This is a genomic window from Puia sp., assembly GCF_035546395.1.
GTDB lineage: Bacteria > Bacteroidota > Bacteroidia > Chitinophagales > Chitinophagaceae > Puia.
In genome coordinates this window covers 887,700-911,921 of the sequence record NZ_DASZXR010000016.1, presented here as the reverse complement: position 1 = coordinate 911,921, position 24,222 = coordinate 887,700, and the positions used below count along the sequence as shown (strand labels likewise).

The 24,222-nt window shown below is 54.8% G+C and carries 24 protein-coding genes and 3 tRNA genes; 15 read left to right on the top strand and 12 right to left on the bottom strand.

Going from position 1 to position 24,222, the window contains the following annotated elements:
* Positions 1–77: 77 nt before the first annotated feature.
* A complete protein-coding gene (locus VHE34_RS24965; protein ID WP_325593035.1) occupies positions 78–926 on the bottom strand; it encodes a hypothetical protein in 849 nt (282 codons plus the stop codon).
* 565 nt (positions 927–1,491) lie between these two features.
* Between VHE34_RS24965 and VHE34_RS24960 the strand changes: the two genes are divergently transcribed.
* Positions 1,492–2,361, top strand: a complete 870-nt coding sequence (locus VHE34_RS24960; protein ID WP_325593033.1) for a hypothetical protein — start codon at positions 1,492–1,494, stop codon at positions 2,359–2,361.
* Between the two features lie 25 nt (positions 2,362–2,386).
* Positions 2,387–2,545 (top strand): hypothetical protein, encoded by a 159-nt coding sequence (locus VHE34_RS24955; protein WP_325593031.1) that lies wholly within the window; start codon positions 2,387–2,389, stop codon positions 2,543–2,545.
* Between the two features lie 71 nt (positions 2,546–2,616).
* Here VHE34_RS24955 and VHE34_RS24950 read toward each other — a convergent pair whose 3' ends face one another.
* From VHE34_RS24950 to VHE34_RS24940, 3 genes are all read right to left on the bottom strand, one after another.
* The gene (locus VHE34_RS24950) at positions 2,617–3,726 is read right to left on the bottom strand and encodes a site-specific integrase (RefSeq protein WP_325593029.1); all 1,110 of its coding nucleotides are present in this window, start codon (positions 3,724–3,726) and stop codon (positions 2,617–2,619) included.
* Positions 3,727–3,874: 148 nt separating this feature from the next.
* Positions 3,875–3,956 (bottom strand) — tRNA-Leu (locus VHE34_RS24945).
* 62 nt (positions 3,957–4,018) lie between these two features.
* Positions 4,019–5,362: a sensor histidine kinase gene (locus tag VHE34_RS24940; protein WP_325593028.1), complete on the bottom strand. Its 1,344-nt coding sequence runs from the start codon at positions 5,360–5,362 to the stop codon at positions 4,019–4,021.
* 194 nt (positions 5,363–5,556) lie between these two features.
* Here VHE34_RS24940 and VHE34_RS24935 point away from each other — a divergent pair, with 194 nt between their 5' ends.
* From VHE34_RS24935 to VHE34_RS24920, 4 genes are all read left to right on the top strand, one after another.
* The gene (locus VHE34_RS24935; protein ID WP_325593025.1) at positions 5,557–6,591 is read left to right on the top strand and encodes a glycosyltransferase family 2 protein; all 1,035 of its coding nucleotides are present in this window, start codon (positions 5,557–5,559) and stop codon (positions 6,589–6,591) included.
* Between the two features lie 32 nt (positions 6,592–6,623).
* A complete protein-coding gene (locus VHE34_RS24930; protein ID WP_325593023.1) occupies positions 6,624–6,845 on the top strand; it encodes a hypothetical protein in 222 nt (73 codons plus the stop codon).
* Positions 6,846–6,970: 125 nt separating this feature from the next.
* Positions 6,971–7,043: transfer RNA gene (locus tag VHE34_RS24925), tRNA-Gly, on the top strand.
* Positions 7,044–7,156: 113 nt separating this feature from the next.
* Positions 7,157–7,242 (top strand) — tRNA-Leu (locus tag VHE34_RS24920).
* Between the two features lie 326 nt (positions 7,243–7,568).
* Here VHE34_RS24920 and VHE34_RS24915 read toward each other — a convergent pair.
* From VHE34_RS24915 to VHE34_RS24900, 4 genes are read right to left on the bottom strand one after another with little or no spacing between them, the layout of a single operon-like run.
* Positions 7,569–7,967: a hypothetical protein gene (locus VHE34_RS24915; RefSeq protein WP_325593021.1), complete on the bottom strand. Its 399-nt coding sequence runs from the start codon at positions 7,965–7,967 to the stop codon at positions 7,569–7,571.
* The gene (locus VHE34_RS24910; protein WP_325593020.1) at positions 7,967–8,719 is read right to left on the bottom strand and encodes a class I SAM-dependent methyltransferase; all 753 of its coding nucleotides are present in this window, start codon (positions 8,717–8,719) and stop codon (positions 7,967–7,969) included. The genes VHE34_RS24915 and VHE34_RS24910 overlap by 1 nt, the downstream gene beginning before the upstream one ends.
* Positions 8,683–9,444: a DUF2071 domain-containing protein gene (locus tag VHE34_RS24905; protein WP_325593018.1), complete on the bottom strand. Its 762-nt coding sequence runs from the start codon at positions 9,442–9,444 to the stop codon at positions 8,683–8,685. Before VHE34_RS24905 ends, VHE34_RS24910 begins: the two co-directional genes overlap by 37 nt.
* Positions 9,410–9,784 (bottom strand): DoxX-like family protein, encoded by a 375-nt coding sequence (locus tag VHE34_RS24900; protein ID WP_325593017.1) that lies wholly within the window; start codon positions 9,782–9,784, stop codon positions 9,410–9,412. Before VHE34_RS24900 ends, VHE34_RS24905 begins: the two co-directional genes overlap by 35 nt.
* Before the next feature lie 56 nt (positions 9,785–9,840).
* Between VHE34_RS24900 and VHE34_RS24895 the strand changes: the two genes are divergently transcribed.
* Together VHE34_RS24895 and VHE34_RS24890 are read left to right on the top strand one after the other, a co-directional pair.
* On the top strand, positions 9,841–10,794 hold the full coding sequence (locus VHE34_RS24895) for an N-acyl homoserine lactonase family protein (RefSeq protein ID WP_325593016.1): 954 nt from the start codon (positions 9,841–9,843) through the stop codon (positions 10,792–10,794).
* Between the two features lie 120 nt (positions 10,795–10,914).
* Complete coding sequence (locus tag VHE34_RS24890; RefSeq protein WP_325593014.1) at positions 10,915–12,063, top strand: hypothetical protein; 1,149 nt, start codon at positions 10,915–10,917, stop codon at positions 12,061–12,063.
* Positions 12,064–12,163: 100 nt separating this feature from the next.
* On the opposite strand, the gene VHE34_RS24885 is transcribed toward VHE34_RS24890, so the two are convergent.
* On the bottom strand, positions 12,164–12,859 hold the full coding sequence (locus tag VHE34_RS24885; RefSeq protein ID WP_325593012.1) for a LytTR family DNA-binding domain-containing protein: 696 nt from the start codon (positions 12,857–12,859) through the stop codon (positions 12,164–12,166).
* Between the two features lie 256 nt (positions 12,860–13,115).
* Between VHE34_RS24885 and VHE34_RS24880 the strand changes: the two genes are divergently transcribed.
* The 4 genes from VHE34_RS24880 to VHE34_RS24865 all read left to right on the top strand — a co-directional run bounded on the left by VHE34_RS24880 (position 13,116) and on the right by VHE34_RS24865 (position 18,697).
* On the top strand, positions 13,116–15,335 hold the full coding sequence (locus VHE34_RS24880; RefSeq protein WP_325593010.1) for a histidine kinase dimerization/phosphoacceptor domain -containing protein: 2,220 nt from the start codon (positions 13,116–13,118) through the stop codon (positions 15,333–15,335).
* 4 nt (positions 15,336–15,339) lie between these two features.
* Positions 15,340–16,731, top strand: a complete 1,392-nt coding sequence (locus VHE34_RS24875) for a sigma-54 dependent transcriptional regulator (protein ID WP_325593008.1) — start codon at positions 15,340–15,342, stop codon at positions 16,729–16,731.
* Between the two features lie 173 nt (positions 16,732–16,904).
* Entirely contained in the window at positions 16,905–17,939 is a 1,035-nt protein-coding gene (locus tag VHE34_RS24870) for an alpha/beta hydrolase (RefSeq protein WP_325593006.1), read from the top strand.
* Between the two features lie 17 nt (positions 17,940–17,956).
* A complete protein-coding gene (locus VHE34_RS24865) occupies positions 17,957–18,697 on the top strand; it encodes an SDR family oxidoreductase (protein WP_325593003.1) in 741 nt (246 codons plus the stop codon).
* Here the strand turns inward: VHE34_RS24865 and VHE34_RS24860 are convergent.
* From VHE34_RS24860 to VHE34_RS24850, 3 genes are all read right to left on the bottom strand, one after another.
* Positions 18,694–20,886, bottom strand: a complete 2,193-nt coding sequence (locus tag VHE34_RS24860; RefSeq protein ID WP_325593001.1) for a hybrid sensor histidine kinase/response regulator — start codon at positions 20,884–20,886, stop codon at positions 18,694–18,696. The two genes, VHE34_RS24865 and VHE34_RS24860, sit on opposite strands and share 4 nt — an antisense overlap.
* Before the next feature lie 18 nt (positions 20,887–20,904).
* Complete coding sequence (locus tag VHE34_RS24855) at positions 20,905–21,102, bottom strand: hypothetical protein (protein ID WP_325592999.1); 198 nt, start codon at positions 21,100–21,102, stop codon at positions 20,905–20,907.
* A 123-nt stretch (positions 21,103–21,225) separates the two neighbouring features.
* Positions 21,226–21,921 (bottom strand): LytTR family DNA-binding domain-containing protein, encoded by a 696-nt coding sequence (locus VHE34_RS24850; protein ID WP_325592997.1) that lies wholly within the window; start codon positions 21,919–21,921, stop codon positions 21,226–21,228.
* Between the two features lie 113 nt (positions 21,922–22,034).
* On the opposite strand from VHE34_RS24850, the gene VHE34_RS24845 reads away from it, so the two are divergent.
* Genes VHE34_RS24845 through VHE34_RS24835 form a run of 3 tightly spaced genes read left to right on the top strand, consistent with a single transcriptional unit; the run spans position 22,035 to position 24,159 of the window.
* Positions 22,035–22,268 carry a hypothetical protein gene (locus VHE34_RS24845; protein ID WP_325592995.1) on the top strand — a complete coding sequence of 78 codons (234 nt, stop codon included), beginning with the start codon at positions 22,035–22,037 and terminating at the stop codon, positions 22,266–22,268.
* A 23-nt stretch (positions 22,269–22,291) separates the two neighbouring features.
* On the top strand, positions 22,292–23,794 hold the full coding sequence (gene mqo / locus VHE34_RS24840; RefSeq protein ID WP_325592993.1) for a malate dehydrogenase (quinone): 1,503 nt from the start codon (positions 22,292–22,294) through the stop codon (positions 23,792–23,794).
* On the top strand, positions 23,791–24,159 hold the full coding sequence (locus tag VHE34_RS24835; protein WP_325592991.1) for a hypothetical protein: 369 nt from the start codon (positions 23,791–23,793) through the stop codon (positions 24,157–24,159). Before mqo ends, VHE34_RS24835 begins: the two co-directional genes overlap by 4 nt.
* Positions 24,160–24,222 lie beyond the last annotated feature (63 nt).

Sequence of the window (24,222 nt, the reverse complement as noted above, 5' to 3'; positions counted from 1 at the left end):
TGCCTGCGCCAGATTGTTGAATGAAATATATTCACAAGCGAGCAGCCTGTATTTGTCAACCCCTTTTTCATACTGACCTAAAGCTGGAATTTTAGTAGGTCGACGGGCTTACCGCTCAGGGTGAGCGTAGGAGTAATATACATATCTTTGCCGGGCGGAATTTTGCCTATCGCCTCGCTATTATCTTGGGATATTGGGCCGACGCTATGAAATTCGCCTCTTTTTGTTCCATTAAGGTAGAAGACTAAATCGACTTTGTTAATTGTCAATATCGGGCTAAGTAGTTTTTTGGGATCGGTAAGCAAGAACCAAAATTCTAACTGGTCGTATTCTTGCAGGACGTCGGTTAGTTGTCCCAAAGGAAATTGTCCAGGGAGAATAGATAGCGTATTTTGAAAACGGCCGGTATTCGCATCTACCGCTTCGCAGTTGATCCTTGATGCTGAAAAATTCAAGTCAGCTAATTTTTTTGAGCTATCCTTCCAACGGAGATACGGCTGGGGAGCAGGAGGCTGTAGCCAAGTGGGGTAGGGCTGAGATTGCCATTTTCCAGAAAATTCGATGGTCACGACTACTTCAAACGTTTTAATCGTTTTTTTTTCGATGGTCACCTGGGATGAGAGGCTTCCCAGCTTTTCTTTCCCACGCCTTATTTCTTCGTCAGCGGAGTCCATGCGTTTCATTAATGCGCCGAGTGCTTCTTTTTGATCCAAGTTCGGATACAGTTTTTGCGCGAGATCTGAGAACGGGGCAAGGAGTTTTTTTGATTCCTGACTATTGGTTACCAGCTCCGTCATCTGGCGCTTTTGTTGTGCGTCCTTTCGGTCGTCGTCTTTGCCTTTTAATATATCTACTACAACGGTACAGATTGCTCCTAATATCAGGAGGCCATAACCAATATACTTAAAAGTGTTCAGCCAATCCATAGCGAGTAGTGATTTTGCGATTGTCAAAGGCCTCTGTGTTTAGCAAGGCAAAATAGTTATACTGGAAGCGCGAGGAATTAACCATTCCTTTCCGACTTTATTAGAGCAAATATACCTCAGGATTTTAAATTACGGAGGACGTGTCGGCTGATCAGTCGGTTACGAGCTTCATGAACGACACAGCGGACAGAACTATCACTCAGAAAAGGAACCGCGAATTAATTGATAAGGTTCGTCCACCAACAACCGTTAATTTTAGTCCAATAATGGCTATTATAGATAACCATATGATATCCAACATGGAACAGTTCGAAAATTGTATCTTAGACCCGCCCCTGGCGTAGGAGGAAGTTTTGCGCTGAAGGGAACGAAATTAGGTTATAGGGGATTGTTTGCGGAGATTTACCTACCAAGATGCCATTGGGAACCGGAAGAATTTTTATAGAGGCATTGTTGCCTCTATAGTTTTTGTATAAGGAAGACCCTACTTTTGAATAGTGGAGGCTTACCGTTGATTCGGGAATGGTCGCTTTGACGAGTTTTGTTGTACTGAAAGGGTGTGATAATGGACAAGAGTGGGAAATGGCTGGCGGATCAGTTTTGGGCTGGGAAAAGGTGGGTTGTACTGGAGGCGGGGCCAGGGATTGTGGGGATTTACGGTTGCTATTGCGATTACGCGGATGCGGCTGCTGTTTGTAAGAAGACGGCCACGGTTGAGAAGAACCTCCGGATTCGTGTATTGGGATCGTTTTTGAAAGAGCTAAATGGCTGCATTCGTGGACGAGTAGAGGAAGAGGAACGGCAGCAGGTAAGATTTGCTATCAGCAAGTATCCTGTGCGTCTGTTTGCGTCATCAGCAAACTGGGAAGAAGAGTTGCTTCAAGGGAATTATTACCCCATGGTCTGGTTGAAGTCAATGCATCCGCTGCTCGCAGTCAAAAAATATATTGTCGTTCTGGATAGGGTAGGGAAGCTGCCGGGCCGCAGGGAATTGTATAGCACAAGCGAATTTCCGGAGGCAATGCTTGCTTTGGAACAGTTTGTGAGCGGTAGACGGGCTTGGAATGGGGCTTTATTGCTGGTGGGACAGTTGTCGGACGGACCTCTCAATAATCATCCGGGCGAATCCAAGCATTCGAACTCGGTGATTGTTTTTTACCGTACTGAATGCCGAGACGCGCAGCATATGGGCATTGTACAGGTACACGACCCATCAACTCCGATCAAGCGGGATATTCCTGTGTTTGTTCGCTATTTTACCCGGAGGCGGGAACTTGCGTTCTATGACGGCAAACTGAAACGCATCCGTCCAGGCGACGAAATGGATTTTATCGATTTGAGTGTTTTTGACTTTCGGGAAAAAGTGCTAAAAGAGGAGGTTGGATATGAAGCGGGAAGAATTGGCGGTCTTGAAAGCCGTCGCCATTTGCTATAAGCCGTATTTGAAACCCAATGAGGCAATGATCTATTGTAACCTGGGTCATACGCAGTTGGCGAAGAAGCTGGGGGAGTACGGAATCTATAAATCGGTCAGCGGGTACTATAAGCGCGAAGACCTGGATCGCATGATGCACGGATTGAAAGAGGGCGCCCCGTTGAACGGCCAACTCAGTAAATAGAGCCGGCACAATCGAACCGAATGGACGCTAGACGGACCGGGCCATTTCCAACCGCTAAATGCGAACAGCTGCTAGTTGTAGTTCCATTCCGCCGCCGGCAATTTGGCAATAGTTTCCGCCTGATTCTTCGGCCGATGCCGTTTATACGTCTCATTGACATACCTGGTGGTGGTATGGCCGAGCAGTAGGGCAACCGTGGCAGTATCTGTGTTGGCATCCTGGAGCAGGATCGAAAAACTCAACCGGGCGCAGGACCAGGTGATGTACTTGCCGATCCCGGCCCGGGACACCCAATTGCTGACGGCCTTATTGGCTCCATCAGCTGTAGGTAGGGAGAAGATCAGTTTGCCGGCCGAAGCGCAACCACCGCGTACCTTGACCAGCTTTTTCCTTCGATTGTCCAAAATACGACCCGCAATAGGATGCAGCGTCAATTCCACCGGCTTGCCGGTTTTCTTCTGAATGATCTTTGTGATCAGTACATTATTCCTGATCTGCTCAAATCGCAAATTCTTAACATCGCACCACCGCAATCCCGTATAGCAACAAAAGATAAAAGCATCTCTCACCTCATAGTTGCTGATACTGGTCTTGATCAGCCGGACATACTCATCTGCTTCCAAAAACTCCTTCACCTTCTTGCTGGCATTCGTCTTTGACTTGACATCCTCGGCTGGATGAACCCGAAAATACCCATCCTTCGTCGCGCTCCGAATCACCCGCTTGAACGCCCGGAAGTAGTCCGCCGGCGTCTTCCCGGTTAGGCGATCGGTCAGAAAGGTCCGGAACCGCTTGCACAAATTTTCTGTGATCTCCATCGGCACGATACGCGGCCGTTTGACAAAGCACTTGAATTGAACCAAACTGCTCTCCAAATGCCGATTCCCCGGCCGCTTGTTTCCATCCACAAACTCCGCATAATAATCCAGGAAATTGCTCTTAAACCGGTGCGCCGGCACGAACGGTGTCCCAATCGACTGCGCATCGATCACCATCTGCGACTTCTTTGTTTCCAGCAAGGCCAGGGCCTCTTTGTTATGATTCTTTTGGATGATGTCTCTCGGCTTGGTATAAGTGAAAATACCCGCCGCCTTCCTCTCCCCGGAACCCTTGCCCCACTCATAATAGTACCATTTCTTCTCTCCATTCCGTGACACTTTTGCCGTGATCTCGATGCTCATAAAAATGAATTTGTGAACACCAAAACTGTTCGCCATTTGTTCGCCAAAAACAGCGGAAACAAGCGGAAAAAGCCGGCAAAAACTGGCGAACGGGCAAAAAATAAAGCCTGTAAATCATTGACTTACAGGCTTGTCGAGTAATGCTCAGTGCGCGGGATGAGATTCGAACTCACACGCCTCGCGGCGCTACCACCTCAAAGTAGTGCGTCTACCAATTTCGCCACCCACGCATCCGCCTTTTTTGAAGGGACTGCAAAAATAGGGTTTTCAGGTCTAATTCCAAAACCAAGCCCTACTTTTTCAGCACGATCCTGAACGTCGTCCCCTTGCCGACCTCCGACTGCCGAACAAACAACTGCCCCTTATGATACTGCTCGATGATTCGCTTCGACAGACTCAGGCCCAATCCCCAACCCCGCTTCTTCGTCGTAAACCCCGGCTTGAACACCTTCTGCAGATTCCGCGCTGCAATCCCCTTCCCCGTATCCGCCACATCGATGACGATCTCCTTTCCATGATCCGCGATGTTCACCGTGATCGACCCCCTTCCCTCCATCGCATCCAGCGCATTCTTCAATAGATTCTCAATAACCCAGTCAAACAGCGGCCCCGAGATCCTCACCATCAACGGCGCCATCGCACCAGCCATCCCTCCGGCACCCGCCACACCAGCCGTCCCTCCACCAGCCGCAACACCAGCATCCGCCGAACCACCACCTGCGCCCGCCGACAAACGACCACCCGCACCATCCGTCGCGGAACCAACCCCAACACCGCCATCCAAGCCCGTCGCTGACCCCCCGGCAGCAACACCACCCGTCGCAGGCCCGGCCCCCGCCACATGCAACGCAAACTGCACCTTCCCCGTCGCCCGCTTCCGGATATACTCCATCATGTTCCGCACCTGCCTCACAAGGTCCTTTTCCTCCAACACCGGCTTACTCCCGATCTTCCCAAACCGGTCCGACACCAGCTTCAACCGATCCACATCTTTTTGTATCTCCGCCACCGTCCGGCTATCGACGGATGACTCCCGCAACATCTCCACCCACCCCTCCAGCGAAGACACCGGCGTGCCCAGCTGATGCGCCGTCTCCTTGGCCATCCCCGCCCACAACTGGTTCTGCGTCGACCGGTTACGGACCGTAATCGAATAAAGGGTAAAAAAGATGACAATGGCCACAATGAACAATTGCACCAGCGGATAATAACGCACTTCGTCCAGCAAGGCCGTATGTCCGTAATAATAGCGGTTGGCGATATATGGGGTATCGCTCAGCTTCGCCTCGATCACCGGGTTCTCCGCCTGGAACCGCTTTAGCTGCCGGTACAGCCAGCCCTTGTCCTGCGCTGCTCGTACGCTGTCCAGGTTGATAAAGTCGATGATGCTGTCCTGCTCATTGGTCTCGATAATAGGGATCGACTGCTGACCGATCCGGATCAAATTCGGCAGCGTCAGGTCCATCCCCGGGTTGTTGAGCATCGATTTGCTCGCGGCTACCCATAGGTCCACCTTCTGGTGCTCATCGACGGCGATCTTCTTGGCCAGGTACCGGGAATAAAATATCGTCGCCGTCACGATGACGATCCCCGCCACGGCCAACAACGTCCTCCAATTGAATAAACCTCTGATCATACGCCGAATTTATAAAAAGGAACCCGATAATATGAAATGCAACCCGATAATAAAGCCCAGGACAAAAAAGGAACCGATAATAAAGCCCAACCGGGGGAAAAGCACGCCGCAATAAAGACCCAAATAATGCCACAGGCATCTTGTCCGCAAGGATTCCCTTATTTTTGGACCCCGGTCGACCCGGTGGTTCGCCAATGACGCCAAGCATAGCCATAGTTATCCTCAATTTCAACGGACGCAAATACCTCGAACAGTTCCTGCCCTTCGTGACCGCCAATTGCTGTCCCGGCGCCCATGTCATCGTCGCGGACAACGCCTCCACCGATGATTCCATCGACTTCCTAAAGCAATCGTACCCTGCCGTCCGCATCATCGCCATGGACAAAAACCGCGGCTTTGCCGGCGGCTACAACCAAGCCCTCAAACAGGTGGATACCGATTATTATGTCCTTCTCAACTCCGATGTCGAAGTGACAAAGAACTGGCTCGAACCCGTCATCCATCTGATGGAGTCCGACCCGACCATCGGCGCCTGCCAGCCGAAGATCAGGATGTACGCCGACAGGCCCTCCTTCGAATACGCCGGTGCGGCCGGCGGCTGGCTCGATTACCTGGGTTATCCCTTCGCAAAGGGTAGGGTGTTCGACGTCTGCGAGACCGACACCGGACAGTACGACACCCCCGAACCCATCTTCTGGGCCAGCGGCGCGGCAATGTTCATTCGCGGAAAGCTCTATCATGAATTAAAAGGCCTCGAAGACTTCTTCTTCGCCCACCAGGAAGAGATCGATCTCTGCTGGCGCCTGCAGCTGGCCGGTTACAAAGTATACAGCTGTCCGCAATCCATCGTCTATCACGTCGGCGGCGGTACCCTGCCAAAAGGCAATGAACGCAAGGTCTTCCTCAACTTCCGGAATAACCTTATCATGATGGCCAAATGCCTCCCGCCCGAACAATACCTCTGGAAGCTCCCCTTCCGCTTCCTCCTCGATTCCATCTCCGCCTGGAAATCCCTCTTCGCCGGCGAAGCGGTCTATTTCTGGGCCATCCTCGAAGCCCACTTGGCCTTCTTCAAATGGCTGGTAGTCAACCGCAAAAAAAGCATCTTCCCCGCCAACAAACGCGCCCCGCTCCACGGCTGGTACACCGGGAGCGTTGTCTGGCAATATTTTGTAAAAGGCAAGAAAACTTTTGCCCAAATCGTTACCAAACGACGATTTTCTCGCTGAATGCCCTATCTTTGCACCGTAATTAAAGCGTTATGGATCAACAACTAGACCAACCAATCGAGCTGAAAGACCCCAAACTGAAAGACTTTGCCAACAGCTGGGTCGATTCCTCCGTATTCTTGTTCTACCTCCAGGTGTTCTGCGTCATCGCCCTCGTCGTCGGTGGCAGCTACGGTCTCTGGGCCAATCGCTACAAGGGTAAGCCGAACGTCGTCGTTCCCAGCAATACCCTGTACACACCCCAGTACAAATAATTAAGAAAAAGTTTTTGCGGGAACCATTCTTTCCCTATTTTTGCAACCCCAAGTAAGAAACGCGGTACATCAATCACACCCAGTGACTTACAACCGGAAAATGGTTCTTCTGAAATAGTGTTCATGCGGAAGTAGCTCAGTTGGTAGAGCGCAACCTTGCCAAGGTTGAGGTCGCGGGTTCGAGCCTCGTCTTCCGCTCAGCTTATCGCCATCGGCCCAAACCGATGGCTTTTTTTTGACTATCTTTAACCGGTGGGCCGCGAGGCCGCCAGCCTCTCATCTCCGGGCACTCGCAACGCCCATCCACTCCTACCCGGGTGGCGGAACAGGTAGACGCGCAGGACTTAAAATCCTGTTGCCCGCAACGGCAGTACGGGTTCGATTCCCGTCCCGGGTACCCCAGGCTCCTCTGCAAAGGAGCCTGTTTTATTTAAGTCGCAACGCCATCACCCGCATCCCGCTGAAGGCATCAATGATATTCGCAAACGTGACCTTGCTCTCACCGATGATCTGAAATTGAAATTATTTCGAACATAACTCTCCCCCTTATCGTGCCACAGATAGGTGTAGTGCTCATTGTAAGATTGTGTCGAAACTCGAACAAGCTCCCCGATGTCTTCTGTCGTACAGGTCTTGACCTTCATATCCGGTCAAATATCGGGAAAAATTGGAAAGGAACCACAGGGATTAACAAACGGCATGGAATACCCGAATGAAGCAGTCTCACCTCCACCCCGCCAGCAAAAATACCATGCTAAAATAACTCCAACACAAAATGAACACCACGTGCACCGCCGTCTCAAACCCCTTCCCCCGCCAGTTCTCCGGAGAATAGCCAAAGAACTGCACCAGCAGCCTCGCCCCCCAGAAGATCCCAAGCCCGAGACAAATATCTTTCCCCAACGATGTGCCGACCAACAGATGCGCAGATCGCAGACAAAGCAGCCCCACTAAAAAAAGGGCCAGCGCAAGAAAGAAGGAATGCACCTGCATCATTTGCCGGTTGATCAGGCTCATCCGGGCCAACTCTTCCTTCCATCTAAAATACTTCGGAAATATCCCATGCAACAGCGCCAGTCCAAGCAAAACACCGCCGATGATCTGAAGATTCAATTCCAACATTACCGGTGACATTGAAAAATAGAGAGAAATGGGGTGAACTTGATCTCCTGCAGCGGCGAAAAACCCGCCTGCTCAAAGACCCTCTTCCAGACAGCACGGGAAAAGAAATGCGTGAACCCGACCGAGAAAGCGACGAAATTGGGGAAGTCCCGCAGATGTTCGACCATCACTACCTTTCCACCAGGCTTGCAAAGCCGGTGGCATTCCTTTAAAAAGACCACTTTCTCGGCATTCGACCGGATCTCATGGACGGCCGAGAGTAAAAAGACAATATCCGCGGCCCCGTCCTCCATGGGAATCGCATCCACCGCAATCGGTCGCGTTCCTGGATACCCCAGACTCACCTTCCGCGCCCGTTTTATCGCCGGCTCGGTGTGCCTGGCCGGATCATAAAAATCGAACACCCGCAGATCAGCCCCAGGAAACCGCGCCTCGAGAATGTAACTCGTTTCGTCAAACCCGGAATGAATACTGACGATCCGATCGGCCCGCTCACCATCACGGATGACATGCCGCAACCATCGGAAATGATAATAACCGGAAAAGTCATACACATACGCCGATACCAGCAGCGGCATGACCAGCCCGTAGACAAATGCGCCAACGACGATCCAAAAGACAACCGCCGGCCAGGCAATCCACCATCGGCTGGCCATGACCAGGGCCAGTATTCCCAGCCCCAACACATAGTAATGGCGGTTAAAACTCAAAATATTCAGGACGCCCTGGAAATTTCTTCTTTTGGCTTCCATGGTTCGATCTTTCCTTTTTTCCAATAGTAGGGGATATTCCGGATAACAAACGCATTGGCTAGCGTCACATCCATCTTCAGCCCGTCGATAAAACCGAAATGGTGATCCATCACCCGGACCGGCGCCGGCTTCCACTCCTCCCGAACGCCTTCGATGATCAACACCTCCTTTCTCATCCGGTCGTAGGTAAACGTAAAGGGTAGGGGACCCGCAAATCTCCGTGCCTCCTTCCAATCCCTGAAAGGCGACCCATTTGGCAAAGAGATGTTTTCTTCATCCGACCCATCGATCCGCAGCCGGATATCCGAACCCCTCGAGCTGATTTCGACGACCCCACCTTCACCCGCCACCCGGATATCCGTTGTCGAATAGTTATAGTGCGTAAAAAGGTTACCCAAGAATTCCATCCTCTTTCTATCCGTTTCGGATTTGATGATATACAACCCCCTGAGTCGTTTTCCCCGCCGATCGGTAAATCTGACGAACACCCTGTACCCGATCAGAAAGAAGTCATTCCCCAGCACCTTCGGAAACCCCTTGGGTCGCAACGCCTTCGTCTGAACCATCGCCACGGCAATAAACGCCCATTTGTCGTCAAAAACATCCAACTCCAGGCACTCGGGAATGAGAGGTTGGACGTCTTCCTTCGGCGCTGCAAAGGTCAGCACGACCGAGCTCTCAAAAAAGGCCTCAACGGGAAAAGGATGGTTCCTTAGAAAATTCATTGTGGTAGATCAGCAGGATGAATAAAAAGGCGAACAAGGCATTAAGCCGTCCCCACAGAAGCAGGTCCGGCGCGAGAAAGAATTCCAGGGTGTTCATGGCCGCGATGATCACCATTTGAGCTATCGCATTCAATCTTGACCGCCAGCCGCTGAAAACCCAGATGGCCATCACCGTCTCCGCAAGCCCGATCAGCCGGGTAAACAACCCCGCATGGGTGTCGCCGATAATTCGCGCGACAATCTCCTGATGCCGCGGCACAAGATTCAACACCTTGCAAAATAGGCCGTTGGCGAGCCAAACGGTTGCGATAATATAGGTTACTATTCGAGTCTTGACCATAACAGGAGCCGGCAGGGCCTTTCCAATATAGTCAAATTTTTCTATCTTCAGCTGCGATGAAAAAGATACTCTTCGCCTTCACCCTCTCACTAGCCACGCTCACCACCCTGGCCCAGCCCCACTACCGCATTTATGCCGTCCGCTTCGCCTCCATGCTCAAGCGCTTACCTCTCTCATATTGGGTGCAAAAAGCCCCCGAAAAGGACAGCGTCAACATCGACTTCATGGTCTGGCTGATAAAAGGCGACAACGGAAAGACGATCCTCCTCGACGCCGGCTTCCAAAGAGGCCTCGACGACCAAAAGGAATTCGAACCCTTCACCTACACCCGCCCGGACTCGGCCCTGGAAAAGCTGAACATCCACCCCGCCGATATCACCGATATCATCATCAGCCACCCCCACTGGGATCACATCGACGGGCTCAACCTCTTCCCCAATGCCCATGCCTGGATGCAAAAGGAAGATTATGGTTATTACGTTGGTGGTGCCTGGCAGAAAGGCGGTCAGCCCGGTGGCTTCGCCAAACGCGACGTCCGCATGCTCCTCGACTATAATCTCGCCGGCCGCCTCACCCTCGTCGATGGCGACGACAAAGAGATCATCCCCGGCATCACCGTCTATACCGGATCCCGCCATACCTTCAACTCACAATTCGTCGTCGTAAATACCGGCGTCGACCCCGCAGCCGGTTCAACCGCGGCGCAACAAGGCTCGGCCACAACCCAGCAAGTCACACCTAAGTCGAAACAGGCCACACCCACGACAGCGCAGATCACACCCGCCGCCAACAAGGTCCTCCTCGCCTCCGACAACCTCTGGGTCTACTACAGCCTCGACCACATGATGCCTCCCTCCGAAGGCGGCACCTTCGACAACGCAGCCTTCGTCCGCTCCCTCCAACGCATGAAGACGCTCGTCGCCGATCCCAAATACATCGTCCCCGGCCACGACGCCGCCATCTTCACCCGCTTCCCAAAAGTCGCCGAAGGCGTCGTCGAGATCAGGTGATCGGCACATAACAGAAGGCTCCCCCCAACTCATTCCATCAATACAACAGTTCGTTCATCCCGGTATTCCCCCATCGCGGCAAACCCCGCAAATTTGCCCGCACCAAAAACCATTTCGATCATGAAATACCGGCTATTGCTCCTGGTCAGCTTGTTCGTCAGCTGCGCCTCCTGTCAAAAACAGTCCCAGTCGCCCGACGCCTCCAGCGGAGGCGATCCCACGCCAACCCCAACGCCAACCCCCGCTTCGGGACGCGATTCCGTCAAAGCAACCTATACCATCATCGCCGGCCGGATGGGACAATCCGCCGCTGTCGACGGGCAGGGCGGCAACGCAGCATTCATCAACCCCTATAAACTGTGCTTCGATAGCCGCAACAACAAATTGTACGTAGCAGACAACAACCTGATCCGCGTGATTGATCAACAGAACAACGTATCGACCTTGCTTGGGAATGGAGTACTGAACAACTTTGAAGAGATATACGACATCGATTTGGCGCCCGGCGCGGCGGGATCACTCTATTTTACCACCAAGTACTATGCACTGTATAAGATAGATGGTGCAACAAATCAGCTGACCATCCTGACAAAAGGCGAAGGCAACGACGACGGACCGCTCGCAGCCAACAACCATCTTGACGGCGCCTACGGGGTAGCCCCCGGCTCCAACGACGACATCGCGGTCTATAATACGTATTGGAATTCCCTCAAGCGCGTCAGGACCTCCGGAGCCAACGCCGGAACGATGGAAGCCTGGGCAGGTAAACCAACCGAGAAGATATTTGGCGGCGCCTGGCCCTTCGCCGACGGCCAGGGCCTCGATGCTACCTTCAGCTCTCACATCTACGACATCAGCTCCGACGGTCTGGGTAATATCTATATGGCGGACAAAGACAACGCCCGCGTCCGCAAAGTCAGCCCGGCCGGCGCCGTCAGCTCGATAGACCCGACAGCCTCCTGGGACAACAACGTTCTCGCCGCTCGTATAAAAGCCAATGGCGTCGAATGCACCACCGCCAACCAGGATGGCAGCTACCTCTATTTCACCGCACCTGTCGGACCCTACGGCAACAGCGGGCCGCTGATCCGCCTCTGCAAACAAGGAAAAGGCATCGTCTGGCTTTCGCTCTCCGACAACAACCCAAACCGCAACCCCGCAGACGATATGTTCGGCCATGTCTCCGGAATGGCAGTGACCCCGGACGGCAAAACGCTGTACATCGCCGAAGAGTTCAATAAGGTAATTTCCAAGATCACATTACAATAGTCGAACGGCCGGCCCGCCAATTGGCGGGCCGGCCAACAGGCGCCCCGCACAGGTCCGCCAACTCCGGCCAACAGCAGCCCAAGCCCGCCGGCAGGCGCTCCTATATCACCCGGATCCGCTGATTCAATGCCCGGCGGTAAGTGTCCGCCACCGGAACGAACTTGCTGCCGATAAAGATCCCCCCATCCTGCAAACTGTCGATCTTATCCAACGCAACGATGAAGGATCGGTGTACCCGGACAAATCTCCCCCCTGGCAACCGCTGCTCCGCCGCCTTGAACGTGATATGCACCGAATAATTCCTCTCCCGGGTATACAGCTTCACATAGTCTCCTGTCGCCTCCGCAAAAAGGATATCGTCGAACCGGAGCCGCCGCAGCACGGAACAGTCCCGGATAAAAATACAGTCCTCATCGGCCAATACCGCCGCATCCTTCCGCCGCACCATCTGCCCCCGCACCTTATCGATCGCCCGCAGGAATCGCCCCTGCTCCACCGGCTTGAGCAGATAGTCCACCGCATTCAGATCAAAGGCTTCCGCGGCATAATCCTTCTTCACCGTCATAAATATTATTTGGGTTGCTGTCTCCTTTAACATTCTCCCCAGCTCCAGTCCCGACATGTCCGGCGTGCCGATATCCAACAACAACAGATCCACCGAACGATCGCAACAATACTGATACGCTTCCGCCGCCGTCCCGTATTCGGCCTCTATACAAAGACCCTCCGCCAGTCCCGCCAACTGAACCAGCCTGGCCCGGGCGCCGGCATCATGGTCCACGATCACGCAGTTCATAGATTGTAATTTTGATGTTGGAAAGGTCTTTTCCAAAACCTGTGCCATCTGGCTGAAATCCGCATCCGGCAAGGACTCCACCGCCATCCACCGCCGCCACACTGTCGATATCCCGACACCTTACTCCCGTCGATCTGTCGATATATCGACAGTGATGGTTTCGACATGAAAAGAAAGAGGCCCGACAAGGAAAACCAGCGATCCGAACGGTTGGATACCGTAGGAATACCTACCTTGCGCGAGGAATAGTCGAAAAATGAACCGTGTCGTAACTTTCATCATTCTCCTGTTGCTCCTGACCTATGCGTCCACCGCACAATTCGCCCCCTGGCCCGACCCGGTGAACCCCGGTAAAGAACAACAGCTCCTCAGGCAGCTATCGACGGATACCGGCGTCGCTCGCATCCAGGCCCTGACGAATCTCGCCAACATCTATACTTACCGGACCTTCAAAGCCCCCGATGATACGCAACGGGCCAATAAATACCTCCGTCTCGCCGAAGAAGCCTGCAAGCCAGGCTATCCCCAACCGCTCTACAACGCGGTCCAACTCCTGAAGGGTAATATGCTGCTCGAACAAGATCGCTTCGACCTCGCCGCACAGATTCCCGTTCGCGTCGACGACACCACAAAAGCGAAGCTCTGCATCGTCATCGGTAAAGCCTGGATCGATCGGGAAGATGGCAATGACATGGTCAACGGGCGGACCGCCCTGTCCTGGCTGGGAAAAGCCGCCGCCCTGGTCGATTCCGCCCATGATCCGATCCTCTACAACGTTATTGAACAGAATCGCGCTTACATTCTCGTACGAAAAGGCAATTACGCCGAAGCGGAAGCCCGGTACAACAAAGTGCTCGCCGCCTGGCAAAAAATGCACTATCCCCGTCCCCAATCGACTTACCTGCAGCTGGGCGACCTCTATTGGATCGTCGGAGACTATGACAAATCCCTCGCAGCTACCCTAAAAGCCCTCGATTTCAGCCTCGCCACCCACGACTCGACCACCCTGGGTGACATCCATACCTTCCTCGCCAACATCTTCCGCAACACCGGTCAATTGCAAAAGACGGTCGACAATCTCAACGCGGCCATCGGTGTCTATAAGGTCTACGCCGGCCATTTCGGCACCCTTTTCTATTGCATCCACCAGGTCGGCCATGTCTTCGTCGGGAAAAAACAATACCGCGAAGCGCTGGCCTACTTCCTGGACCAGTACCACCGGTATCCGCCGCAAAACGCCGACGACCGCAGGACGGTCACCGCCGATATCGGCGACTGCTACCTCAAGCTAAAGGACTATCCCCGGGCGGAACAGTATTTCCACCAGGAGTTCGATGACAGGCGCAAGGCCGGGAAATTGGCCGAAGGCGCGTGGCATCGCCTCGCCTTCTTTTACGTTGAATCGGGCCAGTTTCGCCGGGCGCTACCCCTCCTCGATTCGGCGGTCGATCGTCTCGACCCCCTCGTTTCACTGCAGACAAGAGGCCATCTGTATTACATGCACTTCCTGGCCGATTCCGCCGTCGGCAACTATCTCTCGGCCATTCACTACCTTCGCGCCAACCGGCAGGTCGATGCCGATCTCACCGATAAGTCCAAACTGGCGGAACTCCAACGGTTGACGGTCCAATACGAAACCGACGGCAAGAACAAACAGATCGATCTCCTCCAAAAAACCAACCAACTCTACCTCGCCAACCAGCACAACGCCGTCCTCGTCCGCAATATCAGCATCGGGGCCATCCTGCTGCTCGGACTCGTGGCCTGGATATTTTATTTCCAATTCCGCAACAAAAAACGGCTCGCGGCCCTCGTTAACGAAAAGAACAAACAGCTCGGCGTCCTGCTGAATGAAAAGGAATGGCTCCTGAAGGAAGTCCATCACCGCGTAAAGAACAACCTGCACACGGTCATCTCACTCCTGGATATCCAGGCGGAATTCCTCCGTGATGATGCCCTCAAAGCCATCGAGAACAGCCAACATCGCATCTACGCCATGTCCCTGATCCATCAAAAGCTATATGCAGGCGATTCACTGACCACGATAAACGTTGCCGCCTATATCGGCGAACTCGTCGGCTACCTCCGCGACAGCTTCGAAGACGGCTCCGATCTCCGCTTCCAGGTGGATGTCGAACCGCTCGATCTCGACATCGCTATCGCCATTCCCCTGGGCCTTATCATTAACGAGGCCGTGTCCAATTCCTGCAAATACGCCTTCCACGGCAAAAAACGAAACCGGTTGATCGGCATCACCCTTTCCCGCCTGGGCGACGGCATCCAGCTGGAATGCCGGGACAATGGCATCGGTCTTTCCGCAGGCGCCTTCGATACCCGCCCCGGATCGCTGGGCCTGACGCTGATAAAAGGTCTCGGTAAGGAGATCAACGCGGAGGTGGAGATCGCAAACGACAACGGGACAAGGATACGCATCCACGTCCCTACATTTGGAAAGGTCGACAATAACTTAAATTGATCCCGTGAAGCCAAGAGTTCTCATAGTGGAAGACGTCTTTATCGAAGCCCATAGCCTCGAACGAACCCTCCTTGCAGAAGGCTATCCCCTTTATCCCGTCGCCGATACAGTCGAAGAGGCCCTCGCCGTCATTGAAAGAGTGCCGGTAGATCTCGTCCTTCTCGACATCCACCTCAAAGGCGATCGCACGGGGATCCATCTGGCCCACATCCTGAACGAAAAGAACATCGCTTTCATCTACCTGTCCGCCAACTCCAACCGCGCGGTGCTCGAAGAAGCAAAATTGACCCGGCCCTATGGTTTTCTGGTGAAACCGTTCCGCAAAAAGGATCTGCTCATTGCCCTCGACATCGCGGCCTACCTGCATCGTTATAAACACCTCCGCCAATCCGAAGCGGCAAGGCCCCGGCCCCAGCAGCCCGGGGACCAAACCCCGCCCCCGCGGCCTCTCACCGCCCCGGCCATCATCGGCAACAGCCCTGCCATCACCACCCTCATGGAACAGACACGCATCGCCGCCGGATCCAACGTTTCGGTCCTCATCCTGGGTGAAACGGGAACCGGCAAAGAACTGGTCGCCCGCGAGATCCACCGCCTCTCCGATCGCCGCAACAAACCCTTTATTATCGTCAATTGTGGCGGCATCCCCCCGACCCTCGTGGAAGCCGAACTCTTCGGCCACGAAAAAGGCGCCTTCACCGGCGCCCAATCCCGCCGCCCGGGCAAGTTCGAGCTTGCCGATGGCGGTACCATCTTCCTCGATGAGATCGGTGAGCTGCCCATCGACATGCAACCAAAATTTCTTCGCGTTCTGCAGGAAGGCGAGGTCGAACCCATCGGCGGCCTCCTGAAACATGTCAACGTCCGTGTCCTTGCCGCCACCAACCGCAACCTCGAAGCCGAGATCGCCAACAATCGTTTTCGCCTCGACCTCTATTACCGCCTCAGCGTATTTCCCATTCTCCTGCCACCACTGCGCAACCGCCGCCAGGACATCCCCCTGTTGGCCATGCATTTTATGAAGCGTTTTGGCCAGGAATCCGGCAAGCTGATGACCGATATCTCGGCCGCCGCCATTCAACAGCTCCAGCAATATGCCTGGCCCGGTAACATCCGGGAACTCGAGAACGTTATCCATCGAAGCCTGCTCAACAACCCGGGCCCCGTCATGGAAAACATCTGCCTCCCCACTTCTTCCCCTGCCGGCCCTGCAGCGGCCGGAAGCAATCCGGAAGACCTCTCCATCGCCGGCAACGAGCGGAATCATATCCTCAAGATCCTCGACCGCTGTAACTGGAAAGTGGCCGGAAAGGACGGCGCAGCCTCCGTCCTCAACATAAAAGTATCCACCCTCACCTCCCGCATGAAGAAACTCGGCATCACCCGCCCGAAATAAAGCCGGCCCAAATTCCCGGATTCGACATCCCCAACGACAGTTTGTGCCGTTTCGTCGAACCAGCCGGCAAAACGCTCCCCCCAACGCTAGCTTTGACCTCACAAGCAAACGATCTCGCAAATACACGCAGATCGTCAAAAAAAGATCAAAGCAAACAATCAAAACAAAAGCACATGAAACCCAATCAACTCCTCACGGCAGGCCTCCTCACCGTCGCCTCGACCGTCTTCGCACAAGCTCCCGATCCCAGTGTCGACGCCCACATCGACCCGATCATCCGCGGCTTCCTCAAAAAGCTCAACGCCGACAGCAAAGGGAAGACTCCCATCTACAAGTTGCCCGGCACCGGCCCCGCCGATGCTTTGACTGGCCTGCAGGACCAGACGCCAGTCGACCTCTCGGGCGTAGACATCTCCACCCGGACGATCACCCAGGACGGCGTCACCGTTCCGCTGCACATCGTCCGCCCCACCGGCGCCACCGGCACCCTGCCCGTCATCGTCTTCTATCATGGCGGCGTATGGATCGTAGGTAATTTCGATAACCACAAACGCCTCGTCCGCGATCTCGCCGTCGGCGCCAACGCCGTCGTCGTATTCCCCGACTATACCCCGATCCCCGAAGCAAAATACCCCACCCAGATCAACCAGGCCTACGCAGCACTGAAATGGACGGCCGCCAATGGATCCACACTGAATGCTGACCCCACCCGCCTCGCCATCGCCGGCAACAGCGTCGGCGGTAACATGGCGGCCGCCATCGCCCTGATGGCGAAGGACAAAGGCGGCCCGGCCATCCGTCTCCAGGTACTCCTCGTTCCCGCCGTCGGCGCCGATTTCAATACGGACTCTTATAAAATATACGGCGAAGACCGCTTCCTCACCCGCGAATTCATGGAGTTCGGCTACGATCTCTATGCTCCCGATCAAGCCACCCGGAAAGATCGCTACTGCGTTCCCATGGCCGCCACCGTCGAACAGGTAAAAGGCCTGCCCCCGACCCTGATCCAAACAGCCGAAAACGATCCGCTCCGCGATGAAGGAGAAGCCTATGGCCGCAAACTCCGCGAAGCCGGCGTCACCTGCACCACCACCCGCTACGTCGGTGTCATTCATGACTTCCCGGTCCTTAATGCCATCAACAAGGTTCCCGCCGTACAGGAATCCATCAGGGAAGTGATCCGGGCTCTCAACGAAGCATTCAAATAGACCCAAAAACAAATACCATGACCCGATTGAACGAAAAGGTCGTCCTCATCACCGGTGCCTCCAAAGGCATCGGTGCTGCTGTTGCCCGGGCCGCCGCGGACGCCGGCGCACAGGTGATCGTCAACTACTCCTCGGACAGCACCGCCGCGGCCGCCGTCGTAAAAGCCATAACGGACAGAGGCGGGGATGCCATCGCCATAAAAGCCGACGTGAGCGATCCCCGCGAGGTAATGCTGCTCTTCGACAGATCGATCGCCCATTTCGGCCGCATCGATATACTGATCAACAATGCCGGCGTCGTGGTCTGCAAACTGATCAAGGACACCACCGACGAGGATTTCGACCGGCTCTTCGACGTCAATGTAAAAGGTACCTTCAACACCCTGCGCGAAGCCGCTACCCGGCTCGCGCCGAACGGGAGCGTGATCAATTTCTCCACCTCGGTCAACCGGATGATCCTGCCCACCTACGCCATCTACGCTGCCTCTAAATCGGCCGTAGAACAGCTCACCCGCATCTTCGCCAAAGAAGTAGGCCCAAGAGGGATCAATGTCAACAGTCTCTCGCCGGGGCCCACCAACACGGAATTTTTCCGCATCGGCAAGACCGATGAGCAGATATCCCGGATCGCCGCCTTTTCAGCATTCAACCGTATCGCGGAACCGGCCGACATCGTCCGCATAGCGCTCTTCCTCGCCAGCGACGACGCCAAATGGATCTCCGCCCAAAACATCGGCGCCAACGGTGCCATGGCCTAAAGCAGCCGCCGGACCTCTTCTATCGCTGTCTCACACACCCGCCGCACCGCCCCCAGGACCCCTGGAAGATCGGCAACGCCCTCGGGATATTCCAATTGATCCAGTAGCGAAAACAATCGATCCCCCAATCCCATGATCGACACTGTCGTCTTCATATTATGCGCCACCTTGCTCAAAGTCACCCGATCTCGGGTATCCAGCGCCGCCTCCAGCTGCCTCAGCTCCTCCGGCACAGTCGCCAGGAATTGCTCTGCCATCTCGATCTCATACTCCCGGTCGCCCCCGCTCAGCTCCTTCAAATACCCGAGATCGATGACCTCGTTCTTCAAGAACTTCCCCATCATCCGGAAAAGCTCCTCCGCATCGATCGGCTTCGACAAATAGTCGTTCATCCCACTCTCCAAACACTTCTCCCGCTCCCCCCGCATCGCATGTGCCGTCATCGCAATAATAGGTATCGAACTCCGCAGATCCTCCCGGATCATCCGGCTCGCGGTATATCCATCCATCACCGGCATCTGGATATCCATCAACACCAGCTGAAACCGCTTCTCTTTCAACCGGTCGATCACCTTCCGGCCGTCATCCACGATCTCGAAAGTCACGCCCGCCCCGCGCAACAGGTGCTCCATCAAGCGCTGATTCATCCGGTTATCATCGGCAACCAACACAGCCATTCCATCCATCCGCGGCTCCGCCGAACCGGAAGGCGCGGCCGCTACCGGCGCCGCCTCCGTAAGCATATAAGGAATAGAAAAGGTAAAGGTCGTTCCCTTTCCCACTTCACTCTCCACCTCTATCTGCCCGTCCTGCAACACGATCAGCTCGTTCACAATGGCCAGCCCCAATCCAGTCCCCCCATATTTCCTCGTCGTCGACCCCTCCGCCTGCGAAAAACGCTCAAAGATGAGGGCCTGCTGCTCCCGGCTGATCCCAATCCCCGTATCCTGCACCACTACGCGTAACCACACCCTCCCCGCCTCGACGGCGCCGCGATCCAACCCGCCGTCCCCAAGCCCCCCGCCACCATGCCCCCCGCCACTCAGCCCACCGTCACCAGGCCCCCGCATACTTACCCGCACCGCAATCCCCCCCTTCTCGGTAAACTTCGCCGAATTACTGATCAGGTTCACCAACACCTGCGTCAGTCTCGTCGCATCCCCGAGCAACATAGTGGGAACCCCATCCTCCACACTCACCGCAAGATCCAACCCCTTCTCCTTCACCCGGTGCCGGAACAAGGTCTCCACCGAATGGAACAACTCCCGCACCGCAAAAGGCCGCGCATCCACCCGCATCATCCCCGCCTCGATCTTCGACAGATCGAGGATATCATTGATGATCGTCAGCAAATTCTCCCCCGAATCCTTGATCGCCGACACAAACTCGCGCGACTCTGCATCCAGGGACTTCTTCGTCAAAAGCCGCGTGAACCCGATAATGGAATTCAACGGCGTCCGGATCTCATGACTCATATTGGCCAGAAAATTCTCCTTGATCTTAACCGCATCCTGTAACTGCCGCTCCGAAGCATCCAACCGCCGGATCAGTTCGTTCTGTTTTCGAATGCGGTCGATAATAAACCAAAATACCCCGCTGCCGGTCAGCACCACAAGCACGATCAACACCATCCCGCTCGTCTTCGCGATCCGCGCATTCTTCTGCACCGAAATGCTGATGGCATCCAACCTCGCCTTCCGCCGCTGATAAAGCCGGCGCATGATACCGTTTATCTCATTGGCCGCCCCCGGGTGCCGGGTGTCCGCGATCAGCCTCGCCGGCGGTTTCTTGCCCACCCGGAAAAAACTGTCCATCATGACATTCTTCCGTTTCATCCGATCTCCCGCCAGCACCGTCAACCGCGCAACATCCCCATGAGTAGCAGCATCCGGATCGATCATCTCAAGGCTGTCGAGATTGGCCTGCGCCTCCGCCGTTTGCGCATCGACGCCGGCCACAAACGCCGAATCGCCCGTCGCCACCGCGGCCCGGACCTTGCTCTCAACCGATAGGATATCCCGCTCCATCTCCCGAAGATCATTCCCGATCTTCATATCCCTTGTCAATAGCCGGTTTCCTTCGATCAACTGATCGATGCTTCGCGACGAGTTGTATTGGATGAATACAAGCAACAGCATCCCCGCGATAAAGGCAGCGAGAATGCTGTAAATAAATCGGTTATTCGTCATAGCGAACCCTAAGTTAGTCTATTTATCAGCCGTTCCCTTCCGGATATACCCCCGGATGAACAGTACCAGCAGCACGATCGCCAGCGCCAGGCACGACCCCAGCACCAGCTTCAGCCACAGGGGAAAACCATCTTCCAACCCCTCGAAAAGCTGGTAGGCGAGCCCGGTTATTACCAGCATACCCAGGAAAAAGATGATGATATACAGGATTTTCATAGGGCAAATTTCCCCAATCCGGCGCAGCCGGAACCCGGCTTGTCGCCCGCATGGCAAAAACCCTCGATAAAAAAGGAAAATCGATCGGTCATAAGATTCGACCATCCTGGGAGTGGTCGAATCTTACAATATATTCATCCGGCTATTCAATTGTTTCCTATACGCATCCGCCACCGGTACCGGCTTCTCGCCGATGATCAGCACGCCGTCCTGTATAGTATCGATCTTATTCAACGCCACCAAAAACGACCGGTGCACCCGCAGGAACCGGCTCGCCGGCAGCCGCTCCTCCACCGCCTTTAAAGTGGTGTGAATGGCATAAAACTTCTGCGGAGTATATAATTTGACATAATCCCCCATCGCCTCGGCAAAAAGGATATCCTCCACCCGCAACCGCCGCACCACCAGGCTGTCCCGGATAAAAATGAATTCCTCGTCCTCCCATTTCACCTCCTCCTCATTGCTCTCGATAATCTGCCGCGCCTTGGCCATCGCCTGCACGAACCGCGCCGGCGTCACCGGCTTGACGATATAGTCCGCTACATTCAGATCGAACGCCTCGCTCGCATACTCTTTCTTCGACGTCGTGAAAACGATCACCGGCCGCTTCCGTCCCAGGTTCTCCACCAGCTGCAATCCCGTCATCCCCGGCATCTCGATGTCCAGCAACAACAGATCCACCGCCTGCTCCTTCAGAAATCCATAGGCCTCTTCAGCCGCGGCGCATTCCCCGGCGACAACGATATCTTTCTGCTGGGAACAAAGCTTCTTTAAAACCGATCGCGCGATCGCATTATCATCGATGATCAGAACATTCATACCGTAAATGTAAAATAAATAGCCCATTCCGGCTAGCGAATTCGCCTGTTCACCGACTCTCAAATGCGCCCGGCTACCCGCCGTCCTACCTTCGATAGATAAAATCAAATGTTATGGAACAAGTACTCAACCTCAGTTTACGCGAATCCCTCCTTCGGGGACTGGCCGCCATCCTCATTCCGATGCTCATTCTCCTCATCGACCACCGGCTCATCGTCTATTTCCTGCCGGTCATCGTCTATCTTTATATCACCGCCATGGTGCACATCTGCCCGATCAAGCACACCTGGCGCCTCAAATTTCTTCACATCCCCGATGACAACGACAATAATTTTTGGGATCGATAAAATATACATTAAAAACCATTGACATGTCCAAACCAACCTCGACAAACGACCGCCCCGGCATCGCCCTCGTCGGTGCGGGAATCATGAGCGCCACCCTCGCCGTAATGCTGAAACAGCTCGACCCCTCACTCGACATCACGATTTATGAAGTCCTCGACAAACCCGCCCAGGAAAGTTCCAACGCCTGGAACAACGCAGGCACCGGTCATGCCGCACTTTGCGAGCTAAACTACACCCCCGAGAACGGCGACGGCAGCATCGATATCCACAAGGCCCTCGAGGTCAATACCGAATTCGATCTCTCCCGCCAGTTTTGGTCCTACCTCGTGAAAAAGGGCGCGATCCCAACACCGCAGTCCTTCATCCGCTCCGTCCCCCACCACAGTTTCGTCCGCGGGACCGACAACGTCGCCTTTCTCAAAAAGCGCTTTGCGGCCCTCTCCGCCCATCCCCTCTATCACGGAATGGAATACACGGACGATAAACAACAATTGATGGAGTGGTTCCCCCTCATCATGGAAGGCCGGGATCCCGATGAGGCGGTTGCAGCTACCCGCATGGTCACCGGCAGCGACGTCGACTACGGCGCCCTCACCCGGCAACTGCTCGATATTTTGCAAACGATGGAGGGTTTCAGCATCCAGTATTCCACGCGCGTACAGGACCTCCATCGTACCGGTGATGTATGGGACCTCAAGCTCCACGACCAACGCACGGGCCATCATCGCCATACCCTCGCCAAATTTGTCTTCCTCGGCGCAGGCGGTGGCTCGCTTCACCTGCTTCAAAAATCGAAGATCCCCGAAGCCCATGGCTATGGCGGCTTCCCCGTCAGCGGCATCTGGCTTCGCTGTGACAACCCGGCTATCGCATCCCGCCATCACGCAAAGGTCTATGGAAAAGCGGCCGTCGGCTCACCACCCATGTCCGTTCCCCATCTCGATACCCGCCATGTCGACGGCCAGACCTCCCTGCTCTTCGGACCTTATGCCGGATTCTCGACAAAATTCCTCAAGCATGGCTCTTATCTCGATCTCTTCGGCTCCATCGATCCCGAAAACATCCTCCCACTCTTCGCGGTCGGCCGAGATAACTTCGCCCTCGAAAAATACCTCGTCGGCCAGGTCTTCGAATCCGACAAGGACCGCTTCGCCACCCTCCGGGAATTCTTCCCGCTCGCAAAGGAAGAGGACTGGCGCGTGGAAGTCGCAGGCCAGCGGGTGCAGATCATAAAAAAGGACGCCACCCACGGCGGCATCCTTCAATTCGGTACCGAGATCGTCGGTGCCGCCGACCATAGCCTCGTCGCCATGCTCGGTGCCAGCCCCGGCGCATCCACCGCCGTATCCATCATGGTCAAGGTCATCCAGCGATGCTTCGCCCCACAGTTCTCGAACGGCTGGGCCGGCAAGTTAACGGCCATGATCCCTTCTTTCGGCACATCCCTTGTCGACAACCCCTCACTGGCGCAGCGTCTCCGCGCATCCACCGCGGAAGTCCTAAACCTCCAAAACGTAGACCTATGATCATCGCTTATCATCTTTATACCGGGCCCGACGGCGACTCCCATGTCACCCGCGGCTATATCCCCGACGCGGCCCTCGTTAAGGCGGAATCCATCCTCTTCAAGGAGACGCCCGCACACAGCTCCTTCGACTGGCACGATGCCCCCAACACTCAATATGTTATTACGCTATCGGGTACGCTCGAGTTCACGACCCGCAACGGTGCGACGTTCATACTCGAACCCGGCATCATCCTCGTCGCCATGGACACCACCGGCACCGGCCACAAATGGCGCCTCATCGACGATCAACCCTGGCGACGCGCCTACATCGTCTTTCCACCCGGCGAGAACCCGCAATTCGTCAAACAAGAAGGCCACCTTTAGGCGGCCTTCAGTTTTTTTTCAAAGTCCAACGACCGCTTTTGCCCAATCGCCGATTCGCACTCA

What these genes read in the sequence shown, in the direction of transcription:
- VHE34_RS24860 (WP_325593001.1), bottom strand. Translation starts at nt 20,886, where the DNA reads ATGACGAATAACCGATTTATTTACAGCATTCTCGCTGCCTTTATCGCG.
- VHE34_RS24960 (WP_325593033.1), top strand. Translation starts at nt 1,492, where the DNA reads ATGGACAAGAGTGGGAAATGGCTGGCGGATCAGTTTTGGGCTGGGAAA.
- VHE34_RS24940 (WP_325593028.1), bottom strand. Translation starts at nt 5,362, where the DNA reads ATGATCAGAGGTTTATTCAATTGGAGGACGTTGTTGGCCGTGGCGGGG.
- VHE34_RS24955 (WP_325593031.1), top strand. Translation starts at nt 2,387, where the DNA reads ATGATCTATTGTAACCTGGGTCATACGCAGTTGGCGAAGAAGCTGGGG.
- mqo (WP_325592993.1), top strand. Translation starts at nt 22,292, where the DNA reads ATGTCCAAACCAACCTCGACAAACGACCGCCCCGGCATCGCCCTCGTC.
- VHE34_RS24965 (WP_325593035.1), bottom strand. Translation starts at nt 926, where the DNA reads ATGGATTGGCTGAACACTTTTAAGTATATTGGTTATGGCCTCCTGATA.
- VHE34_RS24900 (WP_325593017.1), bottom strand. Translation starts at nt 9,784, where the DNA reads ATGGTCAAGACTCGAATAGTAACCTATATTATCGCAACCGTTTGGCTC.
- VHE34_RS24910 (WP_325593020.1), bottom strand. Translation starts at nt 8,719, where the DNA reads ATGGAAGCCAAAAGAAGAAATTTCCAGGGCGTCCTGAATATTTTGAGT.
- VHE34_RS24835 (WP_325592991.1), top strand. Translation starts at nt 23,791, where the DNA reads ATGATCATCGCTTATCATCTTTATACCGGGCCCGACGGCGACTCCCAT.
- VHE34_RS24870 (WP_325593006.1), top strand. Translation starts at nt 16,905, where the DNA reads ATGAAACCCAATCAACTCCTCACGGCAGGCCTCCTCACCGTCGCCTCG.
- VHE34_RS24950 (WP_325593029.1), bottom strand. Translation starts at nt 3,726, where the DNA reads ATGAGCATCGAGATCACGGCAAAAGTGTCACGGAATGGAGAGAAGAAA.
- VHE34_RS24935 (WP_325593025.1), top strand. Translation starts at nt 5,557, where the DNA reads ATGACGCCAAGCATAGCCATAGTTATCCTCAATTTCAACGGACGCAAA.
- VHE34_RS24855 (WP_325592999.1), bottom strand. Translation starts at nt 21,102, where the DNA reads ATGAAAATCCTGTATATCATCATCTTTTTCCTGGGTATGCTGGTAATA.
- VHE34_RS24905 (WP_325593018.1), bottom strand. Translation starts at nt 9,444, where the DNA reads ATGAATTTTCTAAGGAACCATCCTTTTCCCGTTGAGGCCTTTTTTGAG.
- VHE34_RS24890 (WP_325593014.1), top strand. Translation starts at nt 10,915, where the DNA reads ATGAAATACCGGCTATTGCTCCTGGTCAGCTTGTTCGTCAGCTGCGCC.
- VHE34_RS24915 (WP_325593021.1), bottom strand. Translation starts at nt 7,967, where the DNA reads ATGTTGGAATTGAATCTTCAGATCATCGGCGGTGTTTTGCTTGGACTG.
- VHE34_RS24850 (WP_325592997.1), bottom strand. Translation starts at nt 21,921, where the DNA reads ATGAATGTTCTGATCATCGATGATAATGCGATCGCGCGATCGGTTTTA.
- VHE34_RS24895 (WP_325593016.1), top strand. Translation starts at nt 9,841, where the DNA reads ATGAAAAAGATACTCTTCGCCTTCACCCTCTCACTAGCCACGCTCACC.
- VHE34_RS24880 (WP_325593010.1), top strand. Translation starts at nt 13,116, where the DNA reads ATGAACCGTGTCGTAACTTTCATCATTCTCCTGTTGCTCCTGACCTAT.
- VHE34_RS24845 (WP_325592995.1), top strand. Translation starts at nt 22,035, where the DNA reads ATGGAACAAGTACTCAACCTCAGTTTACGCGAATCCCTCCTTCGGGGA.
- VHE34_RS24885 (WP_325593012.1), bottom strand. Translation starts at nt 12,859, where the DNA reads ATGAACTGCGTGATCGTGGACCATGATGCCGGCGCCCGGGCCAGGCTG.
- VHE34_RS24930 (WP_325593023.1), top strand. Translation starts at nt 6,624, where the DNA reads ATGGATCAACAACTAGACCAACCAATCGAGCTGAAAGACCCCAAACTG.
- VHE34_RS24865 (WP_325593003.1), top strand. Translation starts at nt 17,957, where the DNA reads ATGACCCGATTGAACGAAAAGGTCGTCCTCATCACCGGTGCCTCCAAA.